This is a genomic window from Virgibacillus dokdonensis (assembly GCF_900166595.1).
Lineage (GTDB): Bacteria > Bacillota > Bacilli > Bacillales > Amphibacillaceae > Virgibacillus > Virgibacillus dokdonensis.
This window is the reverse complement of the sequence record NZ_LT745763.1, coordinates 2,109,835-2,130,332: the sequence shown is the minus strand read 5'-3', so window position 1 is coordinate 2,130,332 and position 20,498 is coordinate 2,109,835. Positions and strand designations below refer to the sequence as shown.

The 20,498-nt window shown below is 35.9% G+C and carries 16 protein-coding genes and 1 pseudogene; all 17 read left to right on the top strand.

The window, feature by feature from the left end; translation table 11 throughout:
* Positions 1-10: 10 nt before the first annotated feature.
* The 17 genes and pseudogenes from B2C77_RS11560 to B2C77_RS11480 all read left to right on the top strand — a co-directional run bounded on the left by B2C77_RS11560 (position 11) and on the right by B2C77_RS11480 (position 20,247).
* Entirely contained in the window at positions 11-1,645 is a 1,635-nt protein-coding gene (locus tag B2C77_RS11560) for an AMP-binding protein (protein ID WP_077703787.1), read from the top strand.
* 10 nt (positions 1,646-1,655) lie between these two features.
* A complete protein-coding gene (locus B2C77_RS11555) occupies positions 1,656-2,993 on the top strand; it encodes an acetyl-CoA carboxylase biotin carboxylase subunit (protein ID WP_077703784.1) in 1,338 nt (445 codons plus the stop codon).
* A 73-nt stretch (positions 2,994-3,066) separates the two neighbouring features.
* Entirely contained in the window at positions 3,067-3,276 is a 210-nt protein-coding gene (locus B2C77_RS11550; protein ID WP_077703782.1) for an acetyl-CoA carboxylase biotin carboxyl carrier protein subunit, read from the top strand.
* A gap of 37 nt (positions 3,277-3,313) precedes the next feature.
* Positions 3,314-4,093: an enoyl-CoA hydratase gene (locus tag B2C77_RS11545; RefSeq protein ID WP_101933923.1), complete on the top strand. Its 780-nt coding sequence runs from the start codon at positions 3,314-3,316 to the stop codon at positions 4,091-4,093.
* A 17-nt stretch (positions 4,094-4,110) separates the two neighbouring features.
* Positions 4,111-5,640: an acyl-CoA carboxylase subunit beta gene (locus B2C77_RS11540; protein ID WP_077703776.1), complete on the top strand. Its 1,530-nt coding sequence runs from the start codon at positions 4,111-4,113 to the stop codon at positions 5,638-5,640.
* Positions 5,641-5,819: 179 nt separating this feature from the next.
* On the top strand, positions 5,820-9,443 hold the full coding sequence (locus tag B2C77_RS11535; protein ID WP_176087320.1) for a dynamin family protein: 3,624 nt from the start codon (positions 5,820-5,822) through the stop codon (positions 9,441-9,443).
* Positions 9,444-9,477: 34 nt separating this feature from the next.
* Positions 9,478-10,323, top strand: coding sequence for a 5'-3' exonuclease (locus B2C77_RS11530; protein WP_073004823.1), 846 nt, complete (start codon positions 9,478-9,480; stop codon positions 10,321-10,323).
* Between the two features lie 493 nt (positions 10,324-10,816).
* Positions 10,817-11,452 (top strand): ABC transporter ATP-binding protein, encoded by a 636-nt coding sequence (locus tag B2C77_RS11525; protein ID WP_206193285.1) that lies wholly within the window; start codon positions 10,817-10,819, stop codon positions 11,450-11,452.
* A 50-nt stretch (positions 11,453-11,502) separates the two neighbouring features.
* A complete protein-coding gene (locus B2C77_RS11520) occupies positions 11,503-12,297 on the top strand; it encodes an ABC transporter permease (protein WP_077703770.1) in 795 nt (264 codons plus the stop codon).
* A gap of 422 nt (positions 12,298-12,719) precedes the next feature.
* Positions 12,720-13,276 (top strand): annotated as a pseudogene (locus B2C77_RS11515) (isochorismatase family protein).
* 209 nt (positions 13,277-13,485) lie between these two features.
* Positions 13,486-13,941: a PH domain-containing protein gene (locus B2C77_RS11510; RefSeq protein WP_077703767.1), complete on the top strand. Its 456-nt coding sequence runs from the start codon at positions 13,486-13,488 to the stop codon at positions 13,939-13,941.
* A 29-nt stretch (positions 13,942-13,970) separates the two neighbouring features.
* Complete coding sequence (gene cysK, locus B2C77_RS11505) at positions 13,971-14,891, top strand: cysteine synthase A (protein WP_077703765.1); 921 nt, start codon at positions 13,971-13,973, stop codon at positions 14,889-14,891.
* 334 nt (positions 14,892-15,225) lie between these two features.
* A complete protein-coding gene (locus B2C77_RS11500; RefSeq protein ID WP_077703762.1) occupies positions 15,226-15,888 on the top strand; it encodes a CPBP family intramembrane glutamic endopeptidase in 663 nt (220 codons plus the stop codon).
* A gap of 137 nt (positions 15,889-16,025) precedes the next feature.
* Positions 16,026-16,949: a WD40/YVTN/BNR-like repeat-containing protein gene (locus B2C77_RS11495; protein ID WP_077703760.1), complete on the top strand. Its 924-nt coding sequence runs from the start codon at positions 16,026-16,028 to the stop codon at positions 16,947-16,949.
* The gene (locus B2C77_RS11490) at positions 16,936-17,796 is read left to right on the top strand and encodes a hypothetical protein (protein WP_077703757.1); all 861 of its coding nucleotides are present in this window, start codon (positions 16,936-16,938) and stop codon (positions 17,794-17,796) included. The genes B2C77_RS11495 and B2C77_RS11490 overlap by 14 nt, the downstream gene beginning before the upstream one ends.
* 234 nt (positions 17,797-18,030) lie before the next feature.
* Positions 18,031-18,549, top strand: coding sequence for a spermidine N1-acetyltransferase (speG, locus tag B2C77_RS11485; protein WP_077703755.1), 519 nt, complete (start codon positions 18,031-18,033; stop codon positions 18,547-18,549).
* A gap of 127 nt (positions 18,550-18,676) precedes the next feature.
* Positions 18,677-20,247, top strand: a protein-coding gene (locus B2C77_RS11480; protein WP_141130719.1) for an IS3 family transposase whose coding sequence is annotated in 2 segments (ribosomal slippage) — positions 18,677-19,340 and positions 19,340-20,247 — 1,572 coding nt in all. Because the reading frame shifts where the segments join, the coding sequence is not laid out codon by codon here.
* Positions 20,248-20,498: the final 251 nt, after the last annotated feature.

The window sequence follows — 20,498 nt, the reverse complement described above, 5'->3', positions numbered from 1 at the left end:
GGGGATATTCATGACGCTTTTACATGAAACTGTTGGGGAACTTTTAGAGAAACAAGTAAAATATTTTCCGAATCATGAAGCAATTATCTACCCAGAATTAAACCTTAGAAAAACATATGAGGAATTTAATAAGGAGGTAAATGAAGCAGCCAAAGGTTTAATGGCTTTAGGAATAAGTAAGGGAGACCATGTGGCAATTTGGTCGGACAATAAACCTGAATGGCTAACGACCCAATTTTCAACCGCTAAAATAGGGGCTGTATTAGTAACCGTAAATACGAACTACCAAGCTAATGAGCTAGAATATTTATTAAAACAATCCGAGGCTTCTACTTTAATTATGGCTGAAAATTATAAAGGGACGTCTTATTTGGAAGTTTTAAGAAATATTTGTCCAGAACTGGATAACGCGACACCAGGGAACATAAAATCAAAAGTTTTACCAAAACTAAAAAACATTATCGTTTTAAGTGAAACGGATTATGCTTTTGCGTATAAATGGATCGATATCATGCATGCAGGAAAAGGCATAGCAGAACAAGACCTAACGGAACGAAAAGCAAGTTTAGCAATGCATGACGTTATTAATATGCAATATACTTCTGGAACAACTGGATTTCCCAAAGGTGTGATGCTGACACATTATAATATTGTTAATAATGGGAAGCAAATTGCTGATTGTATGAAGTTGACTGAATCAGATCGGTTATGTATCCCCGTCCCCTTTTTTCACTGTTTTGGTTGTGTTCTAGGAGTCTTAGCTGCCGTTTCCAAAGGAGCTACAATGGTTTTAGTAGAGAAATTTGACCCAGAAAAAGTACTAAAGACAGTTTCTCAAGAAAGATGCACCGCTTTACATGGTGTGCCAACGATGTTTATTGCTGAACTGAATCACCCTAATTTCGAACGGTATGATTTGTCTAGTTTAAGAACAGGGATCATGTCAGGGTCGCCTTGTCCAATGGAAGTTATGACGAAAGTAATGGAAAGAATGGGCGCAGATGAAATAACAATCGCATATGGGCAAACCGAAGCTTCACCTGTAATTACACAAACGAAGACAGATGACGCTATAGAGTTACGAGTGAGCACGGTCGGGATGCCTCATCCTAATGTTGAAATAAAAATCGTCATTCCAGGAACAAATAAAGAACAAAAACGTGGAGTTCCTGGAGAATTGTTGACAAGAGGTTATCATGTGATGAAGGGATATTATAACAATCCCGAAGCTACTAAGCAGGCAATAGATGAGGAAGGTTGGCTACACACTGGAGATTTAGCTTTGCTTCGAGAAGATGGTTATTTAGAAATAACGGGAAGAATGAAAGATATGATTATCCGTGGAGGGGAAAATATTTATCCACGAGAAATTGAAGAATTTTTATATCAGCATTCAGATATACTTGATGTGCAAATTGTTGGTGTCCCTGACGAAAAATATGGCGAAGAGATAATGGCATGGATTATTCCCAAAAAAGAGAGTACTATTTCTGAAGCCGATATACGCATTTTTTGTGAAGGGAATATATCATGGCATAAAATACCAAAGTATATTGCTTTTGTGGATGAGTATCCGATGACGGCAAGTGGAAAGATTCAAAAATACCGCTTGAAAGAAATGGCGATGCAAAAGTTAGTTGAATAGGGGGCAGATCATGATAAATAAACTTGTTATTGCTAACAGAGGAGAAATTGCGGTACGGATTATCCGCACATGCAAAAAATTAAATATTCAAACGGTAAGTGTTTATTCCGAAGCTGATAAACACGCACCTCATGTAAAAATGGCAGATGAAAGTTATTTAATTGGCCCGCCACGTGTACAGGAAAGTTATTTAAATGCTGAAAAAGTCATTGCGATAGCGAAGGAAGCAAAAGCAGATGCTATACATCCAGGTTATGGATTTTTAAGTGAAAATGCTGGCTTTGCTAAGCAATGTGAACAAGCTGGATTTATCTTCGTTGGGCCTAGAAGTCAGGTTATTCAAAAAATGGGTAATAAGATTGAAGCTAGAAGCGCGATGAAGGAAGCGGGAGTTCCAATTGTTCCTGGAACAGAAGACGCCATTGTTACAGTGGAAGATGCTCTTTTACACGCTAATCAAATTAGTTACCCGGTGATGGTAAAGGCTTCTGCTGGAGGAGGTGGGGTTGGTATGCAAGTAGTGTATAAAGAAGCTGAGTTGGCAGAAGCATTTACGAACAATGCGAAACGAGCCCAAAGCTTATTTGGTGATGGAGCAATGTTTATTGAAAAAAAAATAGATAATGCCCGTCATATCGAAGTGCAAGTACTAGCTGACACTTATGGAAATACCATACATTTATTTGAGCGCGAATGCTCTATTCAACGGAGAAATCAAAAGGTGATTGAAGAAGCTCCGTCTCCATTTATATCCGAAGCAACTAGGCTAGAAATGGGTGAAAAAGCAGTTCAAGCAACGAAGGCTCTTCACTATACGAATGCTGGTACAATTGAATTTTTAGTGGATGAAGAGGAGAACTACTATTTTTTAGAAATGAATACACGTATTCAAGTAGAACATCCCATTACAGAAGAAATAACAGGAATAGACATTGTTGAAAAGCAATTAGAAATCGCTAGCGGCAAACGGTTGAACTTAACGCAACAAGAATTATCCATCCAAGGCCATGCAATTGAAACTCGGATATATGCGGAAGATCCGAGCACATTTTTTCCATCACCTGGGCATATTGATATATTTCAACCTCCGAAAGGGGACGGCATTCGTAATGAAATCGCTGTAGGTACGAATTATGATGTAACCCCATTTTATGATCCAATGATTGCAAAATTAATCGTTCACGGGAAAACACGGGATGAAACTATTGCTTTATTAAAAGAAGCACTAGGGCAATATAAGGTTACAGGAATAAAAACAAATATTTCAATGTTGTTGCATGTAATAGAGCACGAACAATTTAAAGCTGGAAATACGACCACGAATTACCTAGAATTATATTACAAATAATGTAATCTACCTTCGTATTACTTAGTATAGATATAAACCAAATAGCCGTTTTATTATTAGGGAGGAAAAGAAAATGGAAGTAAAAGCAACGATGGCAGGAAGTGTTTGGAAGATAACGGTAGAACAAGGGCAAACAATAGAGGAAGGTCAAGATGTTGTTATCTTGGAATCTATGAAGATGGAAATACCTATTACAGCTGAACAGTCTGGAGTAGTAAAAGCGTTAAAAGTAAATGAGGGGGATTTTGTGAATGAAGGAGATGTTATTGCTATCATTGAATAATGGAATGATGCTAACTTTTCCATGAAGGAGGATACTTGTGGATCAAAATATTGAATTAAAAAAGGAAGCATCCATTGCTGTAATAAAAATAAATCGGCCAGAAGCTGCAAATGCGCTATCACAGCCATTACTCAAAGAACTACAAACAACGCTCCATATCATTGAACAAGACCATACTGTTCGATGTGCCATTATTACTGGGAATGGTGGGAAAGCATTTTGTGCAGGAGCAGATTTAAAAGAGCGTGCGAATATGAATGATCAAGAAGTAATAGCTGCTGTTGCTAGTATTAGTGAAACAATAAATAGAATAGAAGAATTGTCTATACCAGTTATTGCTGCAATGAATGGGGTAGCATTTGGTGGTGGATTAGAATTAGCATTAGCATGTGATATTCGTATTGCTGCGGACCATGTGCAAATGGGGCTTACAGAAACTTCGCTCGCTATTATACCAGGAGCAGGCGGTACACAGCGTCTACCGCGATTGATAGGAATGGGGCAAGCGAAACGATTGATTTTTGGAGCGAAACGCATCGATGCGGAAGAAGCTTATCGAATCGGGTTAATAGAGGAAATCGTATTAGAAAGTGATTTAATGACAGAGGCTAATAAACTTGCAACAACTATTTCAAGGAATGGACCCGTTGCCCTTAGACAGGCTAAAACAGCTATAAATAAAGGTGCAGAAACCGATTTAAAAACAGGTTTGCTTATTGAAAGATTAGCCTATCAGCAAACAATTCCAACGAAAGATCGAATGGAAGGGTTACACGCCTTTCGTGAGAAAAGACTACCGAAATATGAGGGGAACTAAATGGGAGGCTAAATACGATGACTCATAAGAATATATATGATGAAAAAGTAGCTACTATTAAGAGTGGTGGACAAGAAAAATATCATCGTAAAAATGAGGAACAAGGTAAGTTGTTTGTACGTAAACGGTTAAAAAGGTTATTAGATGAAGATTTAAATATAGAAGATGCTTTTTTTGCAAATTGCATGGATGGTGCACTACCATCTGATGGTGTGGTTACAGGGATTGGGAAAATAAACGGCCAATCCGTTTGTATCATGGCAAATGATTCTACGGTCAAAGCTGGCTCATGGGGAAAGCGTACCGTGGAAAAAATCATTCGAATTCAAGAAACTGCTTTATCACTGGAAATTCCCATGATTTATCTAGTAGATTCTGCTGGTGCGAGAATTACAGATCAAGTAGAGATGTTTCCTGGAAGAAGAGGTGCCGGACGAATATTTCATAACCAGATAAAATTATCAGGTCGCGTGCCGCAAGTATGTCTATTGTTTGGCCCTTCTGCAGCAGGAGGCGCTTATATCCCTGCTTTTTGTGATATTGTCGTTATGGTTGATGGGAACGCTTCTATGTATTTAGGTTCACCACGAATGGCAGAAAAGGTTATTGGCGAGCAAGTTAGTTTAGAAGAAATGGGTGGAGCTAATATGCACTGCTCTGTTTCGGGGGTTGGTGATGTGTTAGCAAAGTCTGAGCAAGAAGCCATTGCATACACGCAAACTTACTTAAGTTATTTTCCAGCCAATTTTAGGAAGAAACCAAACATAGAAGAAGCAAAAGCAACAAAACAACTGAAAACAACTATTTCTGACTTAATTCCAGAGAATCAAAATGCTGCTTTTAACATGTATGATCTTATTGATCAAATTATAGATGAAGATAGCTTTTGTGAGATAAAGAAGAAGTTTGCGCCTGAACTAATTACGGGTCTAGCAAGAATAGACGGACGGTCTATTGGTATTATTGCCAATCAGCCAAGGATGAAAGGCGGTGTCTTATTTCCGGACTCAGCGGATAAGGCAGCCAAATTTATGCAACTCTGTGATGCATTTAATATCCCACTGTTATTCTTAGTAGATGTACCTGGATTTATGATTGGGACAAAAGTGGAACGCGCTGGCATCATTCGTCACGGAGCAAAGATGCTCGCGACAATGAGTGAAGCGACGGTTCCTAAGATCTCTGTTATCGTGCGGAAAGCATACGGAGCTGGATTATATGCTATGGCAGGACCAGCTTTTGAACCAGATTGCTGTTTAGCCTTACCTACTGCTCAAATTGCTGTTATGGGACCTGAAGCAGCAGTGAATGCCGTATATGCGAATAAGGTTCAGGAATTACCGGAAGATGAGCGACCGGCCTTTATTAAAGAAAAGCAGGCAGAGTATAAGGAGAATATTGATATTTACCGCTTAGCTTCAGAAATGGTAATTGATGCAATTATTGATCCAGAGAAGTTGCGAGAAGAATTAAAGACACGCTTTTCTATCTATGAATCAAAAAATGTAACATTTACGGAAAGAAAACATGGTGTATATCCGGTATAGAGAATTTAAATATAATGAACGCTCAGCTAATCCATAAATAGCGAGCGTTCATTTTAGTATACAATAATTTTATTATGTAAACTAAAATGATTTTAAGTAGAAATAGAGTTACATATCTCGTATAATAGACGCTAGTAAATCGGATAAGGGGATGCGAGAGAACTATGGGGGAGATCATCATGGAGAAAGAAGCCGCGCCACGTTTCGTATATCAACTAGCTTCTGTATATGAACAAGTACGTGAAAACGGAGATGATATGCGCACAGAGAAATTAATTGAGCTCTACGATAAATATAAGAAACAGGAACTCACGATCTGTTTTGCTGGGCATTTTTCTGCTGGAAAATCATCGATGATTAATGCTTTGCTTGGGCAAGATATTTTACCTAACAGCCCAATTCCAACAAGTGCAAACATTGTTAAAATCACATCTGGCAAGGGCAGCGTTAGGGTTTATTTTAAACATAGTGATCCAGAAGAATATAAAGAACCGTTTAATTTGGAAGTTTTAAAACAATATTCCATGGATAAGGATAATATCCAAAAGATTGAAATTAGTACATCTGAACAATTGCTTCCTTCAAATTCTGCATTTATTGATACGCCTGGTATTGATGCTGCAGACGATGCAGATCGATTAATGACAGAGGGTTCCCTCCATCTAATGGATGCATTGTTTTATGTGATGGACTATAATCATGTGCAATCAGAAGTAAATTTACAATTTATGCTTGATGTTCAACAAAAGAATATTCCGTTTTACATCATCATTAATCAGATTGATAAACATAAGGAGTCGGAATTAACATTTGCTAGTTTTAAAGAGAGTATTAAGCAAACTTTTGATCTATGGGAAATTAAACCAGAAAAAATCTTTTACACTTCCTTATATGAACCGGAGTCGAAGCATAACCAATTTACCGAGCTTCAAAAGGCCATACAAGAATTGTTGACTAGTCGTAAACAAGCGTTATTAGATCGTAAACACCATATAGATGACATCATTACACAACATGTTGATTTTCTTCAAGAACAATATGAAGAAGCATTGGAAAACGACTATGTTACGAGTGAGCAACAGGAAAAGCTTGCAAAAAAATCAATCATAGTAGATGCGTTATCAGCACTTGAACAGAGGGAAGCTGATTTTAAAGCAGATTTTTATAGCATTTTACAAGAAACGGTAAAGAATGCTTATTTAATGCCAGCAACACTAAGAGATAAAGCTACTTCTTTTTTAGAATCTCAACAAAGCGATTTTAAAGTTGGTTTTATTGGGGCGAAAAAGAAAACAGAGGAAGAGAGAAAAAAACGATTAACTGAATTTGTATCTGATTTACAGCAGAATGTAGAGGCTGGATTACAATGGAAACTTCGAGACAAATGGCTCCAATTGATAAAAGCGTATAAAGTGGATGATGGACAAGTTCAACATGATTTACACCACTTTACGATTGCTGTTAAGGAAGAAGACCTTATAAGAACGATGAAACAAGGAGCGACACTTAATGGTGATGTGATCCTTCATTATACCAATGATGTGGCGCATGAAATAAAGAAGCGAGCAAAACAATTAGCACATACTTTATGGAACCAAATTGAGCAAGCTTTTCAAGCTGAGGTGGTTCCTGAGCGTTCACGATTGAAGCAACAATTAACAGAAATCAATTATATTCAAGAAAAATTAAACCATTATTATGCATTAGTAGATGAATTAGAACAAAAGCAAACGATGGTTAGACAGGCTCGTTATCATGAGTCTGCTACTGTGAAAATGACAATTGTAGAAATAGAAGAACATGTATCAAAACAAAAAAAACGTATAAAATTTGCAAGTGAGCCAGCACTATTTAAGCGGGAAAACATCCCTGACAAGCTACTAACTAAATCGAGTCAAACAACAACTGAATTAACAGAAAAAAACCAACCAGTGGATAGGGCTATAAAGGCTATTGAACAGACCATAGATACTGTTAAAAACTTACCAGGCTTTCAATCACTTATAGAAGATTTATCTCGTAAACAACAACGATTACAACATCGCACATACACGATTGCTTTATTTGGCGCTTTTAGTGCTGGAAAATCTTCATTTGCGAACGCACTCATGGGAGAAGCTGTTTTACCTGTGTCACCAAATCCAACCACTGCTACTGTCAATCGAATACACCCAGTGACAGATAAAAATCAGCATGGGACGCTATTGGTACAATTAAAAACAAAACAAGAATTAGTGAAAGAAATAACGTCGATGACAAAAAAATTTTCACCAGTTGCAAATGAACTAGAAGAATTGATTACTTGGATTACTAGGGAACAACTTCATCATCACCCAGACTTAGAAAACACGTATCAATCATTTTTGCAGGCTCTTTTAAGTGGTTTCGATTCCATAAAGGATGACTTAGGTGAAGAAATTATTTTATCTATAGAAGCATTTCCTAGCTATGTGGCAGATGAGACAAAAGCTTGTTTTGTTGACACGATTGATCTTTTTTACGATTGTGAATTAACTAGACAAGGAATCAGCCTTGTTGATACACCTGGAGCAGATTCTGTTCATGCCAGACATACAAATGTTGCCTTTAATTATATTAAACATGCAGATGCAATTCTTTATGTAACCTATTATAATCATGCACTGAATCGAACTGATAAAGATTTTCTTATGCAATTAGGTAGAGTAAAGGATGCTTTTGAATTAGATAAAATGTTTTTTGTCGTTAATGCAGCCGATCTAGCAAAAGACAAAGCGGAATTATCGTTAGTTTCCACATATGTAAAAGAACAGCTAACGCAATTAGGGATTCGTTTTCCTCGCTTGTATCCTGTCTCTAGTAGGAAAGCATTAACGGAAAAGCAAATGAATCATCGTCCTGATGAGCTTATGAGTAAGTTTGAAGACGATTTTTATCCATTTATCCATCACGGTTTAACGAAATTGGCTGTAGCTGCAGCTTACCGAGATGTGGAACGTATAGAGCAACAACTTCAACAATTTATAGCATCACAAAAATTGGATCAACAAGAAAAAGAGGCGTTCAAAAACGCCATTGAACAAAAACGCCAGCAAATAGAACAGATCATTGATCGTATGAAAGGTACAATAGAAATAAATCAAGTGAAACAAAAAGTGGAAAAACAAATATATTATGTTTTGGAGCGATTTTCCATTCGCTTCCATGATATATTTAAAGAAACATTCAATCCAGCAACAATTACGGAATCCGGTAAAGAAGGGCGGCAACAGGTTTGGATTTGTCTACAAAACTTGGTTGATTACTGTCAAACTGAATTGCTTCGAGAGTTACAAGCTGTATCGTTACGTTTAGAGGCATTTATGAATGATAAAATGCTAGAAGTGTACCGATCCGTAGAGAAACAGAGTCAAAAAATCGATCATTCATTTTTGCTTGCAGAAATAGACAGAAAGAAAATTGCTTCACCTGATTTTATCGAGCCTTTAAAAAATGTTAATTTGCAAGCTTTTGCTCAAATTGTTCAATCATATAAACACACAAAAGCTTTCTTTGCTAAAAATGAGAAGGAACAAATGAAAGAGACTATCTTTGAATTACTTAAACCAGTAACGAAACAATCTATGGATGAGAAGGAACAAATGATGGCCGCTTTTTATGAGGAAGAGTGGACAGCAATTATAGAGGAGTTAAAACAGACTATGGCTAATCAACTCCAAAAACATATGGAAAGTTATGAAGAGATGATGTCATCAAACGTTTCGTTGCAAGAGTTATTATACAAACATGATCATATATCTGCTATTTTAGCAGATCACAAATAGAAAGAAGGATTTTACTTTGAATAAACATCAAATAATGCTAGTTGACGGCATGGCGCTATTATTTCGAGGTTTCTTTGCCACAGCTTTCCGTGGTAATTTCATGAAGACAAGTGAAGGGATGCCAACAAATGGGGTTTATCAGTTTTTGCGCTATTTTTTAGACGCTGTGCACACATTTGAACCTACGCATGTTATCTGCTGTTGGGATATGGGGAGCAAAACTTTTAGAACGGAAATGTACGCTGATTATAAAGCGAACCGGGATAAACCACCAGTTGAATTAATACCGCAATTTGACTTAGCAAAACAAGTGGTAGATCGTTTTAATATGCCAAATATTGGTTTAGAAAATTATGAAGCAGATGATTGTATTGGAACCCTAGCTAAGATATATGCGAAAGATCACGAAGTAACTATTCTTACAGGTGATCAAGATATTTTACAATTAGTGGATGATGGTATCCGCGTGGCAATTATGAAAAAAGGACAGGGAAATTACGATTTATTTCATCAACATAATTTCTATGAGAAAAAAGGTATTCAACCGAAACAGATAATTGATTTAAAAGGATTAATGGGAGACCCTTCTGATAACTACCCAGGTGTTAAAGGCATCGGTGAAAAAACAGCGTTGAAATTAATTCAAGAACATGGATCTATTGATGCATTAATTGCAAATATAAATACATTGCCAAAAGGTGTACAAACAAAAATAAAAACAAATATGGATATGTTGCTCTTATCAAGAAGCCTTGCTGAAATAAAGTGCAATGTTCCCATTACGTGTGAACTAGACCGAGCATTATGGAATTATGATCGTGAACGAATAATTGGCACCTTCGAATCTCTAGAATGGAAGTATTTAGATAAGCTTGTATAGACTACTTTATACTGGTAATTTCGATCCTATTATTTAAATGAGATAACTGGAGATGATTGGTCGAAAGAGAATTAACTAACTACATGACCTCTCCTGTTGTCTCAAAACACAAAAACTTGGCGATGAAGCCAAGTTTTTGTGTTTCTGTCATGTAATAAAGGTGTTTATAGGGGGGTATCCCATATACCTATGAGGGGTATGGGGGATGCCTCTCTGCAATCCTTCTGTTTCATTCCTTATTACGGATACAAGCACGATGATTTAGATCCAAATACTAAAAACAGTCACTACTTCGAAAAGAAAGCAATCGTTTGCACGTATGTCCAGCCTGTTTTTTACTGTCATGAAATCAATTTATTTGGTTAAGCTAACAAAATAATTTATAGTTAGTAAGTGGAATGTTATATGGACTATATTGTTCAATGAGTAACACAGTAGTAATAAGTGAAAATATGTAGTATACGAGCAAAATTACATCGTGAGGTTGATAAAAATGGCATTGTTTCGAGCGGAAAATATAAAAGTGAAGGGGATTATTGAAATAAACAAACTAGAAATCCCTGCCCAACAAATTGTTTGTATCGTTGGAAAGAGCGGAAGTGGGAAATCGACTTTTTTACGATTGTTAAATCATTTGGATTCGCCTGACGAAGGGACTATTTTCTATCAAGGAGAAAACATGCAGAAAATGAATCCGATCGAGCTTAGGAGATCGATAACTATGGTTCCACAAACTCCAGTCATATTTCCAGGCTCCGTAGAAGACAACTTAAAAATTGGACAGAAATTATCTGGTATAGATGTAGTAAATGAGTTAAAACTTAAAGAGACTTTAGAAAAGGTTTTTTTACATAAACCATTAGACGCTCCTGCTGAAGATTTATCAGGTGGCGAAAAACAACGGCTTGCATTAGCAAGAGCTATGTTACTACAAGCAGATGTTTTTCTTTTAGATGAGCCTTCCTCTGCATTGGATAGCGATACGGCAGATAAGGTTATTGATGCGTTTATCGAACCTATTAAAACAAAAAACAAATCTTTAATTATGATTACGCATGATCTTGAGTTAGCGAGGCGTGTAGCAGATGTGACCATTGCAATGGATCATTATAGTAAAAATGTCTCCTAACAGTTAAGCTATATGAATTATACAGACTTGTATGGAAAGGGGAATACAAAGTGAGCGAGCCAAGTTCTATTGATTTAACTTTTTGGCAATTACTATTCGCATATGTTTTTATTGTTATTTTATGGGTTATTGTTCGTGTGAAAGGTATCCCGAGGCAAAAATTAATTGTTATTTCCACAGTACGGATGACAGTGCAATTGGTTTTAGTTGGTTATTTATTAATGATTGTGTTTGAAAATCCGCATCCAGCGATCACTTCAGTCATTGTTTTATTTATGCTTGGATTTGCTATCTATAATGTGTATAAACGTGCAACCGTAGCCATTCATATATCTGTTAAAAAGACGATTGCGTTAGCTATGGTATTAGGCATATCTGTGAGTATGGCTTATTTTTTATTCGTTGTTCTTCAATTAGATCCTTGGTATGATCCACAGTTATTTATTCCGATTGGTGGCATGATCATCGGTAATGCGATGACTGGTATTACTTTAGGTGTAAACCAATTACTTATTGGTATGAGAGAACAAAAAGAAAAAGTAGAAGCAGCTTTAATGTTAGGTGGAACGCCAAAAGAAGCATCCAATTCGATTATTAATGAAGCTTTTGATTCTGCACTGCTTCCAACTATTAATTCAATGGTCGGTATGGGAATTGTATTCTTACCTGGTATGATGACAGGACAAATTATTGCTGGAGCATCACCTGTCAGTGCTGTGAAGTATCAGATTGCAATTATGCTTGGTGTAGCAGGAACTGTTTCAATTACTGTTGTAATTTTTCTCCATTTAACATACAAAGCGTTCTTTAACCATCGTGCACAATTGAAATTTTCTGATGACTAGTATTTAAAAAAACAAGTACGCGTTCCATATGTGTTAACTTAGCTACTGTTTAAACTTTTTTCGAAAAGAGACTTTCTTCTTAATAATATAGACTAGCAAGTGAAATAGTTTTGTTAGTGACCTATGAATGGTTGGGAAGAATTATTAGCTTTATGATAGAATATTGAAATTCCTTTCTTCATTTGTGCCTCATTAAAAAAGATAAAAGTAACATAACACATACTATAAAAAATGTTCTTTAACACCTAATTATGGTAACATTTAAACTATCATAAAAATTCAATCTTCAATATATTGTCAAATAGTTGATTTAAGGAGGTAGATAGTATAATTAACCATGTAAATATTGACGTAGCGAATACGAAGCTAGGGACATGTTTCTTTAAGATATCGTTTGCTAAAATAAGAAAGGGGGGCATTATTTGAAACAAATTTTATTAATCATTGATGCACAACAAGAGCTAATAGAGGGAAACAAAGAATATGGAGCCGTTTTTTTAAAAGAGGAATTAATTAGAAATATCAATAGTTCATTGAAAAATCAAGTAAATTAAATATTTCTGTTGTCTTTGTTAGGGATTTAGATGTTGCAGAAGGCAAAGGGAAGGGTTTTCAAGTGCATGAGGAAATCCATATACCTAAAAATACAACATTCTTTGATAAAACCGCAACAAATTCTTTCTATGGAACTGGACTTTTAAATTACTTTAAATCTGAAGAAATTGAACATGTAGTTATGATGGGGTGTACGACCCAGCATTGTATTGATAGCGCAGTCAGAACAGCTACGATTAATGGGTTAGATGTTACATTAGTAGGTGATGGACATTCTACAACAGGAAGCGATATTTTACATGCAGAGCAAATTATCCAGCATCATAATAATACTCTGCATGGACATTACAATGTTGAAAACTTTTCCATTGTAAGAAAAACAGAGGAAGATTTGTTTCATCCAACACATCATTTATATAGGTGATTTTCTTTATAAAGTAATATCCCGATTTCTTAAGTTTGACAAAGGAATTGGGATCTTTTATTGTTGCGTGTTTATTCAATATAAAATGAAAGTGTCATTAAATCGAACACTTCTGTATTGCTTTAAACTCTCTATAAGGGACGAAGCCGATTCTGTACATACGTTAATCCAATAGGTATAGTTGGAAAAAAGGTTGTATTCCCTTTATAATGAATAAAAAACATACAGGAGGAAAATATATGGTGTTTCCTTCCAAGAAGGATCAATGGATTACTGTTCTCTTATGGGGGATTTCTATAATAGGATTTTTTATACCGATAATTACAGGAAACGGGTTGTCTATTTTACTAATCCTTCCTTTAATTGTGTTCTTATTATGGTTTTGGTTTGCCACGGATTATCGGATTATTGGTGAAAAACTTAAAATTCGCTATGGGCCTGTTCGTCAAACGATAAATATAAAAGAGATTGAAGTCGTTTTTCAAGCGAAAAAAAATCCTTTAGCTGCTGCGCCAGCTTTATCACTTGACCGAATTGTATTGCATTGTGGAAAATTTAACGTAACAAGTATATCACCGCTAGACAAACAACAATTTTTACAAGCACTTATTGCTATAAACCCGCATATAAAAATGGAAAAGTCGTTGAAACAATCACTTTCTTAAAGTACTTGTTTAACAAGGAGGATGGGGAAATGCGTGTAGTAGAAAATATTAGTCAATTAATTGGAAACACGCCAATGTTGAAATTAAACAAACTTGTTCCTGACCATGCTGCAGACGTATATGTGAAACTAGAGATGTATAATCCCAGTAGAAGTGTAAAAGATAGAGCCGCGTATAATATGATTAAAGTAGCGGAGGAAAAAGGATTATTGAAACCAGGTGATACTATTATTGAACCTACGAGTGGAAACACTGGCATTGGATTAGCAATGAGTGCGGCGGCAAAAGGGTATAAAACGATCATTGTCATGCCCGATAATAGTACTGCTGAACGAAGGAATATTCTTAAAGCTTATGGTGCAGAAGTTGTTTTAACGCCTAGTGAAGAAAAGATGCCTGGTGCAATAAACAAAGCGTTGGAGTTACAAAAAGAACATCCTGGAAGTTTTATTCCACAACAATTTGAAAATATGGCCAATCCGGATATTCACAAAACAACAACGGCTTTGGAAATACTTGAGCAAATGGAAGGTGAGCTAGATGCTTTTGTATGTACTGCAGGAACTGGAGGAACAGTAACTGGTACAGGTGAAGTATTAAAAGAAAAGCTTCCACACATCCATATCGCTGTAGTAGAACCAAAAGGATCTCCTGTTTTATCAGGAGGAAAGCCTGGTAAGCATAAGCTTGTCGGCACAAGCCCTGGTTTTATACCAGAGATTTTAAATACGTCTATTTACGATGAAATTATGCAAATTGCAGATGATGATGCAGTTCAATTGTTTAAAGAACTTGGACAAAAAGAAGGCATTTTTATTGGTCTATCAGGTGCTGCTGCGGTATATGCAGCTATCCAAACAGCTAAGCGTCTTGGAAAAGGAAAGAAAGTTGTTTGTATTGCTCCGGATTCTGGAGAACGCTATTTAAGCATGAATTTATTTGCGGAATAAAATTGGTATCCTTTTATGTATCATCGCTGACGCTATTTCTCATAAAGATGTTAAGGTTTTGCTATAACCAAAATAAATACTTCCGACATGGTGCTTTTTTAACGATAAGCAAACTTTTTCTTCATCTTTCATTGGAAAATAGAGCTAAGGTATAACTACACGTATCTATGCATTATTAACATATAAAAGCCAACGAAGCTTCGTCATCGTTGGCTTTTATATGTTAAAATAAGCATAACTAGGATAATCGTTTTGTATTTTCATTACTTATAATAGCTTCAATAAATAAAAGAAGTGAAATCCTTTTGCACAAATACTTCTGAGGAGAACTTCAATGAAAAAGTCAGCTTATATTATCAGTGTTTCTAGTCTAATATGTGCCTTACTTGCCTTTGTGGAGCATGGAATGGATGTTAATTATGTTGTTAAATCATTAAGCAAAATGACGTTGTTTTTTCTTGGAATGTGGTTATACGCTCGTCTATTTGGCGATTTTCGCTTTAGAGATGTTCTAACTTTAGATAAAATGAACCGAAGAGATCGGTTACTCTTACTTTTTCTTGGAGCATTATCTGCCTCCGTCGTTTTAGCTGCTTATTTGTTTCTATCTCCTTATTTCTCAGTTAGCCAAATCAAGCGAGATATAACTGGAAGATTAGGTATAAGCGCCACGGGGTTTATTTTCGTTGGCATCTATATTACTTTTATTAATTCTTTGTTAGAGGAGTACTTCTTTCGCGGGTTTATTTTCTTTCAATTACCCAGGAAAATCGGATACTTTTTTAGCCCTTTGCTATTTGCAACTTACCATATACCCATGATTGCCTTATGGTTTAGCCCTAGTTTAATTATCACTTGTTTTGTAGGACTTTGGGGGATCGCCATAGTTTTTCATAAGGTAAATGAGAGAAACCAGACAATTTGGTTTTCGTGGATCATCCATGTATGTGCCGATATTATGATTATTGCCATAGGTATAACGCTATTCTATTTTTAAGCTTTTATAATACTAGATTAATAGGGGTAGCAGTTTTGTATATGGAAATGTCTATAATATGTTATTGCTAGCAATTTGGGATGAACTTTTTCGTTATTTAGAGCATAAACTTACTTTTAAGAAAGGAGGTAATCCTCATGAAAGCGTTTTTGACCAGTTTGTCCGCTCTTATGTTGGTCGGTTTAATTATTGCTACAATTATTTATCAGCAAAGTAATCAAACCACTTTAATGATGGATACTGATGAAACAGATCATTCAGAAGGAGGTGATCCTCATGAAAATGATAATATAACGGATTCATTAGTCACAGATCAGGTTGTCGATCATGCTATTGACAATGAAAAACTGTTTATAACCTATAACAAAGGGGAGAATTGGATCCGTGTTCCGATAGAAAGAGATCTTTTGTTTGCTGGAGATTACAATGGAAGGAAGGATGAACTGATTCCGCAAAGTTACATACTTACTAAGGAGAGAACGGTATTTTTGCATCCGAAAGGAGACAAGGACGTCGCAATAACATACTCCTTAAACAAAGGGGAATCATGGAACACATCAATTATTGTTGATAATTATGGAGTTATTCGATTTCGGAAAATAGCATTTTTGAATGATGATTTTGGTTATGCCATTCTTTCAGGTAATCGAACTATGTCTCAGGAATATTCCAGTGTCCATCTTACTTTTGACGGCGGTAAAAGCTGGAAAAAAACATCAAGTCCTAATATTTCAAGGTTAATTGCAGATGGGGGCTTTGTTGATGAACGGACTGGCTTTTTGTCTTATGGTACTATTAACCCTCAAGAGCCGCAGCTTTATGTGACGAAGGATGCTGGGCAAACATGGAAACAAGCAAAAGTTTATGTGCCAGATACATACACACTTCATTTTGTAATTGCTGAAACTCCTGAAAAAAATGGTAATGAACTAACTATGCTAGTTAGGCAAGGGCCAAATGGGGATTATAAAGGTGGAAATGTAAAAGGTAAGTTTAAGTCAATGGACGGCGGAGAAACATGGGAGTTTGTATCGGAGGTGGATCCTGTTGAAACAGAGTAAATTACGTATAGCAGGTTGGCTGCTGTTTCTATTAGCGGGTCTGATATTTTGTGGCCAGATTGTTTTTTTATTTCTTCCTACTATTTATCCTCAGGTAGAATATACTGATAATCGTCTATTTTATTTTTTTAATATAAGCTTTGCTGTTTTTTTATCGTTAGCGCTTTTGTTTTTGCTAGGTCTGTCAAAGATGTGGAGGCTTTTTGTCGTTGTTTGCTTAGGGTTATTTGCAATTGTAAATACTTGGATGCTTGTTTCAACTAATCAGCAAGTAAGAAATATCATTAGCATTTCACCTAATTTTAAAGAAGTATTAGTTATAAAAAAGCAGACAAACACGCAAACAGCTACATATTATCGTTCAAGATTCGGCATTTTGGCAATGCCTCACCAAACGCTTCCAGAAGACTTGAAAAGTTCACCCAAGATAAAGTGGTTAGCAAATGATATAGCGGCAGTTACTTACAAAACCTCAGATGACAATTTACAGCAATTTATAGCTACCTATGGAGATCGTGGGGATGGGACATCTTATTATGAAGTTGGAGCGGTTACGTCTGGTGAATGGCGTGGTGATGGAGTTGAGGTGATCAATCATCCAGAAGGAATTACCGTTATAACAAACGGCACTTCAGAGACATTTAGTTGGGAGGAGACTATTCAATACGGGACGCTTGCTATTGTTCTAATGAAAGAGAATCAAGCTGTATGGACGATCGCATTAGATAAAAATTTTGATGCTGAAGCCATTAACGATGGAAGACAACAAACAGGAAATATCATGTTATACAAAGCTACAATGAGTGACATAAAACCTATTGTTCTTGCAAAAGGACGATTAAAATAATGATCAGGAGAGTATTTCTGAAATACTGAGGATAATCAAATGTAGCAACGATGATGCTGTACAATCATTTTGCAACTAGTTGAAGAAGCCTTTCAAACCTGGAAAAATGCTATTTATAAATAAGTAGAAATGCAGTATCTTTTTCTTTCTATAGGTAAACATATATAATTAGATGGAGAGAATTATTGAAAGAATTTGTCGTTATTTAAATTAATTGTGGAGGTATATAGAAAAGTGGAACATGATTTACGATTACGGCCTTTAGAGGAAGAGGATTTACCATTTATTCATGAATTGGTAAACGACCCAATTATTATGTCTTATTGGTTTGAAGAACCATACTACTCGTTTGCAAGATTAAAGGAAATGTATGAAAAACATGCACAGGATGAGCATTTACGGAGGTTTATAGTAGAAAGTAAAGGAGAAAGAATCGGCTTAGTAGATATTGCTTATATTGATTATCTTGTTCATAGAAACGCAGAGTTTGAAATTATAATTTCTCCAAAACATCAAGGTAATGGCTACGCTCTTCCAGCTGCTCAATTAGCAATGGACTATGCATTTTCAACATTAAACTTGCATAAATTATATCTCATTGTTGATAAACAAAATGAAAAAGCTATTCATATTTATAAAAAGCTAGGATTTTATGTAGAAGCGGATTTAAAAGAAGAATTTTTTGTAAATGGAAGGTATCACGATGTGTTACGTATGTGTATCTTCCAACGTGACTATTTAAACAAATTATAGTAACGTTTCATACTATCAAAAAAGCAATAGTTAGAAAATAGCCCTCGTTCAATATGATGATATGCTCCCAATATGGTAGACAGAGAAATAATAAAAACTCTTTACTACGATATTGGGGGCATTTTCTATGTCTAAAAGAAGAAGTAAACATACGTTAGATGAAAGAATCGAGGCGGTATTACGTGTGATTGAGGGGATGGCGTCTGTCAGTACGATTGCTAAAGAATACGCTGTTGACCGTACTACGATTAACTCATGGGTGCGTAAATACGAAGCAGATGGGGTGGATGGTTTAAAGGAAGCGAGGACATGGAAGAAGTATTCCGGCGAACTGAAAAGGGAAGCTGTTGAATTTTATCTAAATGGAGAAGGCAGTCTGAGAATGACTTGTGAGAAGTTTAATATTTCATCTAATTCGGTTTTACGTCAATGGATAAACCAGTATACTAGTGGGAAAGAGATAAAATCTACTAGTAAAGGAAGAGAAACCATGACAAAAGGGCGTAAAACCACACTTCAAGAACGCATTGAAATTGTGCAATATACGATTGCGAACGAGCACAATTATCATGAGGCGGCTAAAAAGTATAACGTTTCTTATCAACAAGTATATAGCTGGCTGCGTAAATATGAAAAAGATGGGAAACAGGGTCTTCAGGATCGTCGTGGAAAAACACTAGAAACAAAGGCTAGCTTTACCGAAGAGGAGAAATTACAACTTCGTATTAAAGAATTGGAACACCGTAATCAGTATTTAGAGGCGGAGAATGGCTTATTAAAAAAGTTGAAGGAAATCGAAAGGGGGATGGGACAGCGCGACTAGGTAAACATCTAGCTAAATTTCAAGCGATTCATGACTATCACAAGGAGACAACAATACCCATTCTATTACTCTGTGAAATTTTAGATGTATCCCGATCTGGATACTATAAATGGTTGAAACATGAACCTACAGAAGGACAAAGGGAAAATGAGTGGCTCATGAAAAAAGTGAAAGAGGAATTCAGAAAGTATAACGGTAACTTCGGCTATCGTCGAATAACTATGGTGATCAATCGCAAATATAAGAAACAATATGACGAGAAAAGAATTAGACGCTTAATGATTCAAATGGGCTTAAAATCGCATATTCGTCGCTCGAATGGCTATTCCACAAAGACAAGCTATATCAATATTGAAGAAAACATTTTGAATCGTGAATTTACTGCGGAGAATCCGAATGAGAAGTGGGTAACGGATATTACGCATCTGACGTATGGCTTTGGTAACAAGGCTTATTTAAGTGCTATTAAAGATCTTTATGACGGTTCGATTGTCGCCTATCAGGTTGGGCGCTATAATGACAATCCTTTGGTTATGAACACGCTAAAAGAAGCTATAAAGGCAAATCCCGATGCAGCCCCTTTAATTCACAGCGATCGTGGTTCACAATACACATCAAAGGAATATCGTTATCTTACGGCAGAAGCTGGGATGAAACGCAGTATGTCACGTGTAGGTAATTGTATTGATAACGCACCAATTGAAAGCTTCTTTGGTCATTTTAAATGTGAAATCTATGACTTAAAGAATTACAAGAACTTTGAGGAGCTAGAAAAAGATATTGATAAGTATATTACATTTTATAATGAGGAACGATACCAAAAGAGATTAAACAGCCTAGCACCATTAGAATACCGGCGCCAGGCTGTGGCATAATTTTTTATTTTTTAACTGTCTACTTGACAGGGCGCAGATCATGAAGCTGTGGGCTATTTTCTATTGAGTCAACCTCTTTTTTTCAGTACATATTGTTTTATTCTTTAAAAATAAAAAGATTATGGTGGCTTACAGCTTTTATTATTGAAAATACGCACTTCAATAGCACTCCTATATGTATCATAATGATTATCATTTCATTTGTTTGAAATCGATTTATTTACTACACTAAACATATCTGGTTTACTTTA

Bases quoted from the DNA above. Each gene is read 5' to 3' on its own strand.
- B2C77_RS11540 (WP_077703776.1), top strand. From the start codon at position 4,111: ATGACTCATAAGAATATATATGATGAAAAAGTAGCTACTATTAAGAGT.
- B2C77_RS11530 (WP_073004823.1), top strand. From the start codon at position 9,478: ATGCTAGTTGACGGCATGGCGCTATTATTTCGAGGTTTCTTTGCCACA.
- B2C77_RS11550 (WP_077703782.1), top strand. From the start codon at position 3,067: ATGGAAGTAAAAGCAACGATGGCAGGAAGTGTTTGGAAGATAACGGTA.
- B2C77_RS11510 (WP_077703767.1), top strand. From the start codon at position 13,486: ATGAATAAAAAACATACAGGAGGAAAATATATGGTGTTTCCTTCCAAG.
- cysK (WP_077703765.1), top strand. From the start codon at position 13,971: ATGCGTGTAGTAGAAAATATTAGTCAATTAATTGGAAACACGCCAATG.
- B2C77_RS11500 (WP_077703762.1), top strand. From the start codon at position 15,226: ATGAAAAAGTCAGCTTATATTATCAGTGTTTCTAGTCTAATATGTGCC.
- B2C77_RS11525 (WP_206193285.1), top strand. From the start codon at position 10,817: ATGGCATTGTTTCGAGCGGAAAATATAAAAGTGAAGGGGATTATTGAA.
- B2C77_RS11535 (WP_176087320.1), top strand. From the start codon at position 5,820: ATGGAGAAAGAAGCCGCGCCACGTTTCGTATATCAACTAGCTTCTGTA.
- B2C77_RS11495 (WP_077703760.1), top strand. From the start codon at position 16,026: ATGAAAGCGTTTTTGACCAGTTTGTCCGCTCTTATGTTGGTCGGTTTA.
- B2C77_RS11560 (WP_077703787.1), top strand. From the start codon at position 11: ATGACGCTTTTACATGAAACTGTTGGGGAACTTTTAGAGAAACAAGTA.
- B2C77_RS11555 (WP_077703784.1), top strand. From the start codon at position 1,656: ATGATAAATAAACTTGTTATTGCTAACAGAGGAGAAATTGCGGTACGG.